The organism is Paenibacillus sp. 276b (assembly GCF_900107875.1).
Taxonomy (GTDB): domain Bacteria; phylum Bacillota; class Bacilli; order Paenibacillales; family Paenibacillaceae; genus Paenibacillus; species Paenibacillus marchantiae.
This window is the reverse complement of sequence record NZ_FNRR01000002.1, coordinates 471,007-484,958: the sequence shown is the minus strand read 5'-3', so window position 1 is coordinate 484,958 and position 13,952 is coordinate 471,007. Positions and strand designations below refer to the sequence as shown.

Genomic DNA, 13,952 nt, shown 5'->3' with positions numbered 1-13,952 from the left:
CCTTCACCAGCACTTTGCCTTTTACTCTTCCAAACGGTCTACACGTACCGTCTGGGTATTCCCCGGTCTGCTGCCCACCTGCACCGTTGCCATGCCATTAGCTTCATCCACATTTTCGATCCAGACCGGATCTCCTTCCAATGTAACTGCAATCGTATCTTTGGAATCATAAATGGCTTTCGCGCGTTTCACATCCAACATTATTCATACTCCCCTTCCGGATCATCATGCGATTCCCGCACCATGCTATCTGTCGTACTTTCACCGATATAACCGTTATCTTCCGTGACTTGTCCACCGCCCAGACCCTCATTCACCATCCGGTCAATGTCCAGCATGAACGACTCCCTGTCAAGCGGCAGCTCTTCTGATGTGATAGCCTCCCAGTTAACCGCTGTTGCAGGTGTATGAAAACCTTCAGACCCTTCCGACTCGGCACGAGGATACGGAGAGAACGTATGGGCGTGAGCTTCAGCTTCGTCTCGTTTGTTCTTCATAGGGGTGCCTCCTGACGTGATAGTTAATAACTAACATCATCCTCTTCCAAAACCAGCGCCATACAGCACAGATCTTAAGGATGTTTCTGTTATCATCCCCCACTCTTTCTGAAGCATACCGCTTCCGGGGAAATACGGTTATCCCTCCTGTGAAATGCCCATACTATACATAAAATGTTCTCGGAAAGGAGCCGTTCATGCATACGGTCTGGAAAGGTGCAATTAGCTTTGGTCTGGTTCATGTTCCTGTCAAAATGTTTTCGGCTACCGAAGACAAAGACATCTCCATGCGTTACATTCACAAAGTCTGCGGCAGCCCACTCGCTTATGTACGTAAATGTCCTTCCTGCGAAGTTGAGGTTCAATGGGAAGAGATCACCAAAGGATATGAATATGAGAAAGGCAAATTCGTCTTGTTCGAAAAGGACGAGCTTGAAGCGTTAAATGATTCCAGCAGCAAAACCATTACCATTCTGGATTTCGTAGATTTAACGGAGATCGATCCGATTTATTTTCAAAAAACGTATTACCTCTCCCCCGATCAAGCGGGAGGAAACGCCTACCAGCTATTAATGACTGCCATGAGGGATACAGGAAAGATTGGCATCGCCAAGATATCCATTCGCTCCAAAAGCAGTTTGGCCGCGATCCGTGTACTGGACGATTGCCTCTCTATGGAAACCATTTTCTATCCAGACGAAATCCGTCCCGTCTCTCAGGTTCCCAACCTGCCCGAGGTCCTGAACGTAAACGAGAAGGAGTTGACGATGGCGAAACTGCTGATCGATCAGTTATCCACTCCTTTTGAACCTGGTAAATATACAGACGACTACCGCGCCAAACTGCTGGATCTGATCAATCACAAAGTAGCTGGTGAAGAAATCAAAATTGCCCCTGCCAAGCCGGAAGCGAATGTCATGGATCTTATGGCAGCATTGCAAGCAAGTATTGAAGCTGTGAAGCCCATTCCAACCGATCCCGGAACCACCACAGCCAAACCCAAAAAACGTGCTCCTAAGAAAACTTCGGTCCAAGCAGTGGCTGGAGGAGAAGAAGAGGCTCCTGCTCCTGCGAAAAGAAAGAAGGCTGCTCCTAAACCCAAGGCTTAAGCGGCAAACAACAAAGAGATTCGTTTGTCACCAACATCAACATTGGAGATCCGGCCATGAAGCCGGATTTTTGTTTTGTATTCCATAATAGAAGTAATATTCAACCAAAAATGACTACACCAAAATCGAAAATACAATTGACGAAAGTTGATTTATATTTTATATTAACTAATGAAAAGTAACTTATTTATAAATGTACAGTTGAGTCTCATATCTACATGAGCTATGACATTACAATAGCCCTATACCATTGCCAATGAGCGAACCGCAACAAACCAACTAAACTTGTTTACAGGAGGAAATCCTTATGACTTCTACTTATCAAATTCCTGCTACAACCCATCTGGGTGAAGTAAGTCTGCGAATCAGCAATTTGGAGCGATCCATTCAATTTTATACCGAGGTGGTCGGACTGAAACTGCTTGAACGCAGTGAAAAAGTCGCTACCATGACTGCCGATGGAAAGCATTCGCTTCTACGCCTTGAGCAGTTGACCAATGCCGTGACGATGCCTGTTCGCTCCACTTCAGGCTTATATCACTTCGCCATCCTGCTGCCCGACCGCAAATCGCTGGGCCTTGCCCTCCGTAATCTGGCTGAATCCGGCATTGAAATTGGTCAGGGTGATCATCTGGTCAGTGAAGCATTCTACATTTCAGATCCGGATCAGAACGGTATCGAAATCTATGCAGACCGCGCCCGCGACACCTGGAAGCGAGATGCAGATAATAACTACATTATGTCAAGTGATCCTGTTGATGTAGACAGCCTGTTCGCTCTGGCCGCAAACGAGCCTTGGCAGGGATTGCCCGCCGGAACCGTCATTGGTCATGTTCATTTCCACGTACGTGGTCTGGAAGAATCGCGCCGTTTTTATACAGGAGTCCTTGGTTTCGACATCGTTGGTAACTTCGCCAACATGTCCGCCCTGTTTGTGTCCGCAGGCGGTTATCACCATCACATCGGGCTGAACATTTGGGCTGGTACAGGCGCCCCTGTAAATCCTGACAATGCGACAGGCATTGACTACTTCACCATCGTTTATGACGAGAAAGAACAATTGGAACAAGCTGTAGAGCAACTGCGTCAGTCGAACGCATCTATCGAACAGCAAGGTAAGGACTGGTTTACTGTAGACCCACAGAATATTCGCATTCGTTTGACCACAACGAGCTAACACGGGAAATCCGTGACGTGAATATTGTGTATTAAATTGAGTACTCTGATTAGCCCGGACACAAATTCCCTCGCTCCATATAGGGAATTCAGTTGTCCGGGCTTTTTTGCCTACCTTTTTTTTATGTTGATATATGCCTTTATCCATTTCCTAATAAAATTGGTGCAATTGGCGTATCCTAACCAAATATCTAGATCGACATGCGAAGGAGAACCCACATGATTGAAAAGGGGCGTTTAACTGTAAGACAACTGGGCTCGCTGATGTTCTTATGCACGATTGGTGAACAGATTATCGTCTTCCCCTCGATGATCACTTCATATGCGCATCAGGATGCATGGTTGTCCGCATTATTGGGCGTTGCTGGAGGAGCAGGCATACTGTCCATTATGCTCGTTGTGTACAAACTGCAGCCCCGGATGAATCTGATTCAACATGCATTGCATACTCTTGGGCCCTGGATCGGGGCCTTCATCAGCTGTTTTTATCTATTCTATTTTCTAATGGGTACCTCCGCGTTTATACGAGAAATTGGGGATTTCATGACGACCCAGATCTTGCCCGAATCCCCGCTCTTCATTGTGAATTTGCTCTTTGTTTTCACTCTTGTCTGGGGGCTCTTATCTGGTCTGGAACCCATAGGCAGGAGCGCCGAGGTATTTCTTCCCCTGATTGTGCTATTTCTGCTCATTCTGACCGTCTGTCTGTTCCCGCAATCACATCTGGACAACATCAAGCCTGTTCTTGGAGAAGGATTTCTGAATCCCTTTAAAGGCTTTGTCGCTGTGCTTACCTATCCTTATTGTGAATTGTGTATCTTTCTTATGCTCTTTCCTTATGCCAAAAAGGAAGCACACTGGGAAAAGGATATCCTTCTGGCAGCCATTATAGGCGGATTGATGCTTACCCTAACGCTAACGATCTGTCTGCTGGTCATGGGGCCATTTATGACGCAGCACCATTGGTTCGCAGCATTTAATCTGTCGCTGAAGATTAACATAGGCAACTCTTTGCAACGGATCGAAGCCTTTATGGCTTCCGTCTGGATTATCGCCGTCTTTTTCAAAAGCATTCTGTTTTTCTATAGCTTTGTACTTGGAATCACTCATCTCTTCAAATTGTCCAGCTATCGTCCACTCATTTTGCCTGGTGCCCTGTTGGTTCTGGCCATGTCCATTGTTCTAGCTCCAAACGAAAATTTCTATCTCAAGGTTGTTATTCCATATTGGATTGATTGGGACCTGACCTGTGGCATTGCAATTCCTTTGCTGCTCATTATGGTACACAAACTAAGGGTACGGCTGCGGAAGAGTTAAACTTGCGACAGTCAACTTAGGGCATCAACCTCCAGACAGATTTGAAAGAGGAAAGGAGTTTTAGGCACATGTTCAATCCTCTGGTTCCTTTTGAACCTATATCCCGAGATGTGATCCCTAGCGGGCAAAACTGGATTGCCCAAATCAAATGGGATGGGGTCCGCATGCTTGCTTACGAGGACGGACAGGGAATTCAATTAATTAATCGCAGATTGCACAACCGAACTGCGCAATATCCTGAGCTGGTTCAGCCACGCAATCTGTGCTCCGCCCCTTCTTATATTTTGGATGGAGAGATTATTGCCCTTGACCCGGATACGGGAAAACCGTCCTTCTATCACGTGTTGCGGCGAGATCGCATGAGCAGACCGGATGGCATTGCCCAAGCTGTAAACCAGATTCCGGTGACTTATATGGTATTTGATATTCTTTTCTGCGATGGGGTATGGGTCACAGATCAACCACTTGCAAAACGTCAGCGTCTGCTGCATCAAGTTCTGAATCCTGCTCCCCATGTTCAGGAGGTGACCAACACGTCAGATCCGGACGCCCTGCTCACTGTGATGAGACAGCACCAGATGGAGGGAATTGTATGTAAAGACCTTTCCAGTACCTATGGAATCAACGGTAAGGATCAACGCTGGCAGAAGGTCAAGATTTTCCACGATCTATATGCGATGATTGGCGGGGTCACCTACCGCAGTGGTATCGTCAATGCAATCGCAGTTGGTGTATATGATGGGCCAAACTTTGTCTATATTGGTCATGTCGGCACGGGTAAACTGAACTCGGACTCCTGGCGTAAACTAACCGAAGAAGTACAGCCTCTCATCCGAAAGGATAGACCATTCCATAACATACCTGAGAGAAGCGCGGAGACGACATGGGTTGAACCACAGATCGGAGTCAAAGTGCAATTCATGGAACTCACCCACCATCTTACCCTACGTCACCCAAGCATCCAGGCTTTTGCTTCGGTAAAGCGAGATGAGTGTGAGATCAGCCAGATCAGTCATCTTATCCCTGAACGATAAACTAATTTTTACATCCACCTGAAAAAGTAAAAAGGCTTTCCTTTTAAATTATACTTGTTCCCCAGAGGAGGTGTTATTCATGGCCCATACAATAAAGGGCACCATAACGATTAATGGAATGGAACTTACTGTGACTAATCCAGACAAGTTGTTATGGCCCGAAGCAGGTGTAACCAAGGCTATCTATTTGCAAAAGTTGGCGGCACTGGCTCCCTACCTACTTACTTACACCCGTAATCGGCTGCTCACCACGATACGTTATCCGCATGGTGCAGGCGGCGAGTTTTTCTATCAGAAAAATGCCCCAGAGCCAGTTCCGGAGTTTGTGCGAACCGAGATGCATGACGGGATACGATATGTGGTGATGAACGACCTCCCTGATCTGTTATGGCTTGGCAATCTGGCCGCTCTGGAGTTTCATCCTTCCTTGCATGCCGTAGGCAACCATCTGCCTTGCGAGTGGATGATTGATCTCGATCCTTCGCAGGAAGAAGAACCTCGCATTATGCAGGCGGCCTTAATCGTAGGGGAAACGCTAACTTCACTTGGTTTGAGATCGGTACCGAAAACATCCGGTGCCACAGGTGTACAGATTATTGTTCCGATTCGCCAAGGTGTAACCTTCGATGAATTAAGAGACATCGGTTATTTTGTAGGCAAATACGTCACTCAAAAACATCCGGATCTATTTACACTGGAACGACTAAAAAAAGACCGGGGGGATCGCATTTATTTTGATTACCTCCAGCATTATGGTGGCAAAACGCTGGCAGCTCCTTACACTCCCCGCGCCAAGCCAGGTGGCACTGTGTCTACTCCACTCACATGGGATGAAGTGCGGAACAACGTTTCGATCAAGGATTACCACTTGATGAACATCGTGGAACGCCTGACGAAGACCGGGGATCTGATCGCAGCTGTCGAACCCCAGCCTGTTGAACTGATCATCCAGCATTTAAAACAAAAATAGCCGGTCACCCTCAAACCAAGGGTACCGGCTATCTTTTCGTTTACGCGCGATGAGATTCGCTAATGTATACCTTTTTTCTTGAAACGTCCGCCCTTCACATCGTGAATGTTACCAATCGCCACAAAGGCATGTGGGTCCCAATCTTCAACAATGGACTTCAGTTTAGCTTCTTCCAAACGAGTAATAACCACAAAGATAATTTTCTTCTCGTCTCCGCTGAAGCCACCCTCTCCATCCAGGAAAGTGACGCCACGACCCAGACGGTCGGTTAAGGCTGAACCAATATCACGATACTTCTCGCTGATAATCCATACCGATTTGGATTGATCCAATCCTTCATTCACAATATCAATCATCTTCATTGCAATATAATAAGCAATCATGGAATACAGGGCGTTTGGCCAGCCAAACACAAAACCTGCACCTGCAAAAATAAATACGTTAATGAACAATACGATCTGACCTACAGACAATGGTGATTTCTCACTCAACAGTATGGCTACAATCTCCGTACCATCCAGTGAACCGCCAGAACGAATGACGAGACCAACACCAACCCCCAAGATCAATCCACCAAATACAGCTCCAAGCAGTGGTTCACCTGGCGTCAGTGCAGGAACGTGGTGTAACAATGACGTTCCAATGGACATTACGACGATCCCGAGCAGTGTAGATAGCGCAAACGTTTTACCAATTTGTTTATACCCCAGAATCAGGAAAGGCAAGTTCAGCAAGGTCAGGAAAATTCCGAGTGGCAGATGTGTAAGCTCTGACACCATAATCGAGATCCCTGTTATTCCCCCATCAATAACGCCATTCGGCACGAGAAATACTTCGAGTGACACAGCCATCAGTGCAGCACCGACCAGAATCATCACGATGCGCTGCAGAAGCTTCAGTGAAAACACCGAACTCTTCACATTGCGGTCCGGCTTGGATGTTAGTTCTTTAACCGATACATTGGACATGGTATCCCCCCCGTTTTGATCAAGATGTGAATCCATTTCATAAATCATTTAAGTACCCCAGAGGAACCCTACATACAGAGGAACAACGCCGTCCCAACGCTATATGCACCCCGTTATAAAAGCACCTAAAGGCTATATGAAATGTATTCAAGTATGTCTTAATTCCGGTTGACACTTCCAAAAGAGAGCAAAAGGGAGCCTGTTTTCCCGCAGACTCCCCTCCTTCGCCAAGACATAATTTATATAAACATTATATCATAAAAGATCAAATTTGAGCAAAATAGTTAGCAAAAAGAAGATAAATTCACAAAAAGTGAACTTATCTTGAGAAATCCGCCCTATAACGGCTAAAGCAGCGGAGAAAGCATGCGAGAAAGCATTTCTGCCCCTTTTTGCCACCGTGAACGCTGCTGAAACACCTTCACGTCAATCTGGCTGCATTCATCCAAATCACGTTCAAAATCCTCGGTCAGCCGTTCCATGGATGATTTTTCGAATAACACAGCGGTCAACTCGAAATTGCAGAAAAAGCTCCGCATATCCATATTGGCTGTGCCTACCGTCGCAAGCAAATCATCCACAATCAGGACCTTGGCATGCACAAAACCTTTGCGATATTGATAGAATTTAACTCCCGCACGCAACAGTTCTTCGACATAGGACAATGAGGCCAAGTGCACAAGCCGGGAATCCGATTGATACGGAATGATGATTTTCACATCTACCCCACTCACGGCAGCCGTCTTAATCGCTTCATACAATGCGGGGTCCGGAATGAAATAGGGTGTTGTGATGTATATGCGTTCGCATGCCACGGAAATCGCCCCAAAGCACATTTCTTGAATGGCATCCCAGTCCTGATCCGGCCCGCTGGCCAGAATCTGAATCCGCTCTTCCCCGCTGCAAATATGTGGAGGGAACAGCTCTGTCAGTTGAGGCTCTGTAATCTGCTCGCCGGAAGCAAGTTTCCAGTCGTTCAAGAACGTATTTTGCAGGAAATATACGGCATCTCCTTCAATCTGTACATGGGTATCGCGCCAGAATCCAACCTCCGGATATTGTCCGAGATAATCATCACCTATATTAATTCCACCCACAAATCCAATCCTTCCATCCACCACAACAATTTTACGGTGATTCCGGTAATTCACCCTTCGGTCAATCGTTGCAATGAGCGGCGGCAGAAAATAATGAAACTCCACGCCTGCGTCCTGAAACTTGCGGATAAAGCTCCAGCTCATCTTGTGACTGCCGAGTCCATCGCAGATCAAACGCACTTTGACGCCTTCTTTCGCCTTGCGAATCATCACGTCCTGAAACTTTGTACTGATGACATCATCCCGAAAAATATAAAATTCAACATGCAGATGGTGCTCTGCCTGTTCCATGGCCCTCAACATGGCTTCAAATGTCTCCTCACCATTCGTCAGTACTTGACTCCGATTGCAACCTGTAATTGGGCTCTCAGACAGGTGTGACAGCAGGTTGAACAAACGATGCTGATGATTGTATCGGCTACCAGACATCTGATCGGCATGCTCGACAATATGAGCCTGCTCCCAGATCGTTTCCCGTATTTCCCGAAAGATTCGCGAACCGCCCTTACGGACCTTCTTTCGTTTGCTGTAGTCCTGGGCGACAAAATAATACACAACAAAGCCGATCAAGGGTACACAGAATAAAATAAAAAGCCATGCCACAGCTTTCGCCGGATTACGGAATTCCAGCAACAGAATGGTGGCTGCCTGAAAAGTAAATACGAGCAATATAATGACCAGCCAAAACATTCGGCTTCCTCCTCATGGCAAGGGATAACCTTGCCGTTCTCTCTCACTGTACAAGCTTTGACGATAAAGCCTTTAGCTAATCATTAGATACCCAATGTATGCACTGTTCGTAACGTTTGCTTAGATAAAATTTTACATACACAGCGCATCTGTAACAGTGCTCAGCCAGTTCTTGCCATGCTTTGGCGTTGTATATTCTGACTGTGTTCCCCTCTACATATGATTCATTCCAGTCTGCGGATCAGCACTCCATCGCCATTTCGCATACTCTGCCTTCCAGACTCTTCCTCTTTTCTTGATTGGAAGGTGGTCTTCTTACGTAAAATTAGATATAATATTCGTTAAAAACTTATTACTTAAAGGAGAAGACTAGTTAATGGAAAGTGAGAGGTATGCGTTAAATTTAGTATTGGTTGCATTTTTGATAGGACTTTCGGCGTTTTTTGTTGCAGTGGAGTTCGCTTTGGTACGGATTCGTCCGAGCCGGATTGACCAAATGATTGCAGAAGGAAACAAGCGTGCCTTGGCTGTTAAACAAGCCGTTGCCAACCTGGACGGATATTTGTCCGCCTGTCAGTTGGGTATCACGATTACATCTCTGGGACTGGGCTGGCTGGGAGAACCCACGGTAGAGAAAATTCTCCACCCTGTGTTCGAAAGCATGAACATGCCTGAGGCAGTTTCTTCATTCTTATCGTTTGTTATTGCGTTTGTTGCCATCACGTATTTGCATGTGGTAGTTGGCGAACTTGCACCTAAAACGATTGCAATCCGTAAAGCCGAAGCCGTTGCTCTGCTGACGTCTACACCTATCATCTGGTTTAACCGAATTATGTATCCTTTTATCTGGCTGTTAAACAGCTCAGCGAATCAACTGGTCAAGTTGTTTGGAATCAAACCTGCATCGGAGCATGAAGATGCGCACTCCGAAGAAGAATTACAGTTTATCATTAATGAAAGCTTTGAGAGCGGCAAAATCAACCAAGCCGAGTTCGGATATGTAAGCCGAATTTTTGCTTTTGATGAGATGCTTGCCAAAGAAATCATGGTACCCCGGACTGATATGGTCTGCCTTTATGTCAATAGATCGAACGAGGAAAACCTGGATATTATCCGTCAAGAACAATACACCCGTTTTCCAGTAGTAAATGAGAGCAAAGACGATATTATCGGTATCATTAATACCAAACAATTTTTCCTGGAGTTGTACGGGAACGAAGAACCTGTCGATCTGTCTTCCCTCATTCAGCCGGTATCGGCTGTTCACGAAACGACTCCGGTCAAGGACCTGCTCAAGAAAATGCAGAAGGATGGCGTGCATATTGCCGTGCTGGTCGATGAGTATGGAGGTACGTCCGGGATTGTAACGATTGAGGATGTGCTTGAACAGATTGTCGGAGAAATTCGGGATGAGTTCGACGCAGACGAAGTGGAGGATATTCAGGTTATCAATGAAAACTATGTCATTATGGATGGCAAGGTGTCCTTGTCCAAAGTAAACGATATGTTCACGTCAAACCTGGATGCTGACGAATGGGATACTATTGGCGGATGGCTTTATAGCCATCGTCCAGAGATGAATGAACAGGAAGAATATGAGTTCGAGAATCTCACCTTCGTGTTGCTGGAAAAAGACAAAAATCGCTTCTACAAAGTCGCCGTTGTTCCTAAGGAACCACTGACCATGTCCGACTACACCGATGAAGACGAGACGAATTAATAAACTCGCTTCTTCAATATAGATACACTAAAAGGTGGTGTCCATCGTCGTGAAGATGATGGATACCACCTTTTTCATATGGCAGGCGTATTGGGATGAGTCGCGGTTAGCGATACTTGCTGTTTAGCATAGTTCGCTCTCGCGGCGAATATCTAACGAATCGAGCACGTTCTATTGGCCCTATTTTCACTGTTACAACAGTTTAACGAATCGCAGACACTCTAATGCCTTGATCTGCTGGTCCTTTCGCATTTTTCCGGCGTAAAAGAGACCCTGAAGTTCGTTAGACTTGGCCACTCATGCTAATTCACACGATAAGGTGCCTAGAGTTGTTAGCACCTTAGTTGAATTAATTGGCTGGATCTGCCTTGTCTTCGACGATTCGATTCTGAATCTTCCGGAAAATAATTTTGATGATCATATATAACGGAATAACGATAATCATCCCAAGAATGTTCCCCAGGTCTGCACCTACAAGCAGTAAGATGACGGTAGTCAACGGATGAATGTCCAACTGTTTGCCATAGACATAAGGAGAGATCAGATTATCCTGAATTTGCTGAGCGATAACAATGATGACAAGCGACCAGATCGCCATTGAAGGTGATTCAATGAACCCCACAATGACGACAGGAATGGCTGCCAGCAAAGCCCCTACATAAGGAATGAAGTTCAGGATAATGGATACGGCCGTCAGGAGTAATGCATATGGCAAACCGAGAAAGAGAAAACCAATATACATCAGGATGCCCAAGGCTACATTGACAATGACACGACCTACAATGTAGCTGCTCAAAGCTTCATCGATTTCATGTACCGTCTCTTCTCCATCTTTACGGTAACGTCTCGGGAGCAACAGTGTAAGATTAGTTCCAAATTTGCTGCCTTCCTTGAGCATGTAATACAGCATGATCGGGAACGTCGCCAGAATGATGACCAGATTAGATACGACAGAAAACAATCCGGATACATAATCCGTTACCTGGGCAATTCCTTGACTTAGAAAATCGGAGAAGCGTGAGAACAGATCGGAATCCTCAGGTATATATTTTGAAAGGAAACCACTCTTTTCGAATTCAGCCAACTGATCACTGAGCGATGTAACCAGTACCGGGGCATTCTCCACAAAATTCAACAGTTGTTCACGCAGTGAAGGCCATACAAGCACACTGAATCCTGCCATAATCAGCGCAATCACCACGTAAATAATAAGGACTGACAGTGCACGTTTCATTTTGTGCCGTTCCATATAGTCGACGAGCGGACGCAGCAGATAATAGAAGAAACCAGCAATCAGCAGCGGAATAATGATGATGTGAATCAGCGAGGTCAGGGGGCTGAAAATAAAGTTGACTTTATCCCCCAAATACACGATGAGCAGCAGCAAAATAATTGCTGTGCATATACGGTAAAACTTGTTGTTTATCAAGAAACGTGATCCCTCCATACGCTGCTCTGCCAAATACGACTGCGGCGATAATATGTATGTCATGCAACTTAATACAGCTTGGACAGCGTGTTCCATTCCAAGCCGTATTCTTATGTATGATTATATGTACCCTTAAATGCTAGTCATGCCACAGCGAATGCTGAATATACTCTCTTTTCCATCCTGAAGGAGAAATTGGGTAAAAAAAAGAAGCAGGCGATTAGCCTGCCACATCTCTTTTGTTGAATACAACCCATGAGATCAACATGAAAACAACATAATATACAGCTAGCACAGCAACAGAAAAGCCAAGTGTCATGCCTGTATTCCCACCGTCAAGCATACTAAAGTCCGTCACTGGATCCATATACCGACTGAGATCCATGTTATTGAACAGAACATACTTGGCCCATTCATAACGAACGGGATTGAAGATCAATGAGAACAAATTCTGTGTAAACATGATAAATAGAGACAAACCGATGGCCAGAGCTCCCGAACGAAACACGGAGGAGACCATAAAGGCAATAGCGAGCGTAATAAACAAGTCCACGTACAGATATCCCCATAGTGCAAATGCGCGTGATGCAGAAGCACCGCTTCCATCCGGAGTTACGGAATGGGAGAACAGCATATACGACATTACGGTTGCCATAATAACAACAAGTAACGTACTCAGAATACTGAATCCAATCACGGACAAATATTTGGATGCCAGTATTTTGCTGCGTGACCACGGACGAATCAACAGTAGTTTAATGGTTCCCCAAGTGAACTCTCCGGCCACCGCTTCGGCTGCAATGACGACACAGAAGATAGTATTCAGGAAAAAGACGACCTGAACGGTAGTAATAGCTGCTTGCCAGTATGGAACTTCACTGGACCCCATGCCTTCATTGAGCAGAACCGGCATCAACAGCGAAATTAATGCCAGAATAGATAACATAATCCAAGTACGCGGACGACGGAAAATTTTCATGTTTTCATTCATAATGAGATTGCCGAAATTACCCAATGCTTCCGCCCCCAGTCACCTGCAAAAATTGATCTTCCAGCGTATGGGTTACGCTACGGATACCGTATACCTGGAACCCTTCACTGACCAGCCTCGCATTCAAGTCCGGAATCTGCTCACGGGATAAACGAATCACAATGGCATTGCCCTGAACTGTAGCTTCGCTAATTAGTTCGGCTGCACGTGGAGCATCATTTACCTCAAAAGCAACTTCAGTAAGTACGTCTGCTCCCGCCTCAGCTCTGAGATTTCTCACATCAATCAATTTGCCATTTTGGATAATCGCAACGGTATCACACATCAATTCCATCTCCGACAACAAGTGGCTGGATACAAAGACGGTGATCCCTTCCTCCTGACAGAGCTGACGCAAATAATCCCTAAGTTCCCGTATTCCCTGTGGATCGAGCCCATTGGTGGGTTCATCCAATACCAACAACTTTGGTTTATGTAATATGGCTTGGGCCACGCCCAAACGCTGGCGCATACCCAGAGAATAGGTCTTTACCTTGTCATGAATGCGTGCTGTAAGCCCAACACGTTCAATCGTCTCGGCAATGCGTTCTTTCGTAATACCAGGTGACATCCGGGCAAAGTGAACGAGATTTTGATATCCGGTCAGAAACTTGTACATTTCTGGATTCTCGACAATAGCCCCCACCTGAGCGATGGCCTGTTCAAATTCATTCTTTACACTGTGTCCCGAGATGATGATATCTCCTTGACTGATGGACATCAGCCCTACCATCATTCGAATCGTTGTTGTTTTCCCCGCCCCATTGGGTCCTAAAAAACCAAAAACCTGCCCCGGAGAAATATCCAGAGTCAGGTCACTGACCAATGATCGGGAGGAGATGATTTTACTGACGCCCTGAAGACGGACGACCGGCTCCTGCTGCATTCCATTTCCTCCTTCATCAACGGGCATTC

13 protein-coding genes are annotated in these 13,952 nt (G+C 45.8%); 6 read left to right on the top strand and 7 right to left on the bottom strand.

The annotated features are described in order from the left end of the window. Positions 1-21: 21 nt before the first annotated feature. Positions 22-198, bottom strand: coding sequence for an H-type small acid-soluble spore protein (locus BLV50_RS12950; protein ID WP_053783520.1), 177 nt, complete (start codon positions 196-198; stop codon positions 22-24). A 2-nt stretch (positions 199-200) separates the two neighbouring features. Further along, positions 201-497, bottom strand: coding sequence for a hypothetical protein (locus BLV50_RS12945; RefSeq protein WP_063564487.1), 297 nt, complete (start codon positions 495-497; stop codon positions 201-203). Between the two features lie 197 nt (positions 498-694). On the opposite strand from BLV50_RS12945, the gene BLV50_RS12940 reads away from it, so the two are divergent. From BLV50_RS12940 to ligD, 5 genes are all read left to right on the top strand, one after another. Continuing rightward, entirely contained in the window at positions 695-1,606 is a 912-nt protein-coding gene (locus BLV50_RS12940; RefSeq protein ID WP_063564488.1) for a non-homologous end joining protein Ku, read from the top strand. Positions 1,607-1,913: 307 nt separating this feature from the next. Further along, positions 1,914-2,783, top strand: a complete 870-nt coding sequence (locus tag BLV50_RS12935) for a VOC family protein (protein ID WP_090808093.1) — start codon at positions 1,914-1,916, stop codon at positions 2,781-2,783. Positions 2,784-3,001: 218 nt separating this feature from the next. After that, the gene (locus tag BLV50_RS12930; protein ID WP_063564490.1) at positions 3,002-4,099 is read left to right on the top strand and encodes a GerAB/ArcD/ProY family transporter; all 1,098 of its coding nucleotides are present in this window, start codon (positions 3,002-3,004) and stop codon (positions 4,097-4,099) included. A gap of 68 nt (positions 4,100-4,167) precedes the next feature. After that, positions 4,168-5,133, top strand: coding sequence for an ATP-dependent DNA ligase (locus BLV50_RS12925; RefSeq protein WP_090808089.1), 966 nt, complete (start codon positions 4,168-4,170; stop codon positions 5,131-5,133). A 79-nt stretch (positions 5,134-5,212) separates the two neighbouring features. Beyond that, positions 5,213-6,103 (top strand): non-homologous end-joining DNA ligase, encoded by an 891-nt coding sequence (gene ligD / locus BLV50_RS12920; protein ID WP_063564492.1) that lies wholly within the window; start codon positions 5,213-5,215, stop codon positions 6,101-6,103. 59 nt (positions 6,104-6,162) lie between these two features. On the opposite strand, the gene BLV50_RS12915 is transcribed toward ligD, so the two are convergent. Both BLV50_RS12915 and cls read right to left on the bottom strand, forming a co-directional pair. Continuing rightward, positions 6,163-7,071: a YitT family protein gene (locus tag BLV50_RS12915; RefSeq protein ID WP_053783466.1), complete on the bottom strand. Its 909-nt coding sequence runs from the start codon at positions 7,069-7,071 to the stop codon at positions 6,163-6,165. A 347-nt stretch (positions 7,072-7,418) separates the two neighbouring features. Then, positions 7,419-8,858 carry a cardiolipin synthase gene (cls, locus tag BLV50_RS12910; protein WP_064640097.1) on the bottom strand — a complete coding sequence of 480 codons (1,440 nt, stop codon included), beginning with the start codon at positions 8,856-8,858 and terminating at the stop codon, positions 7,419-7,421. Positions 8,859-9,234: 376 nt separating this feature from the next. On the opposite strand from cls, the gene BLV50_RS12905 reads away from it, so the two are divergent. Continuing rightward, positions 9,235-10,578, top strand: a complete 1,344-nt coding sequence (locus BLV50_RS12905) for a hemolysin family protein (protein WP_063564494.1) — start codon at positions 9,235-9,237, stop codon at positions 10,576-10,578. A gap of 349 nt (positions 10,579-10,927) precedes the next feature. On the opposite strand, the gene BLV50_RS12900 is transcribed toward BLV50_RS12905, so the two are convergent. From BLV50_RS12900 to BLV50_RS12890, 3 genes are all read right to left on the bottom strand, one after another. Beyond that, positions 10,928-12,025 carry an AI-2E family transporter gene (locus BLV50_RS12900; protein WP_063564495.1) on the bottom strand — a complete coding sequence of 366 codons (1,098 nt, stop codon included), beginning with the start codon at positions 12,023-12,025 and terminating at the stop codon, positions 10,928-10,930. A gap of 202 nt (positions 12,026-12,227) precedes the next feature. Beyond that, entirely contained in the window at positions 12,228-13,022 is a 795-nt protein-coding gene (locus tag BLV50_RS12895; protein WP_090808086.1) for an ABC transporter permease, read from the bottom strand. After that, on the bottom strand, positions 13,015-13,923 hold the full coding sequence (locus BLV50_RS12890; protein WP_064640101.1) for an ABC transporter ATP-binding protein: 909 nt from the start codon (positions 13,921-13,923) through the stop codon (positions 13,015-13,017). Before BLV50_RS12890 ends, BLV50_RS12895 begins: the two co-directional genes overlap by 8 nt. Positions 13,924-13,952 lie beyond the last annotated feature (29 nt).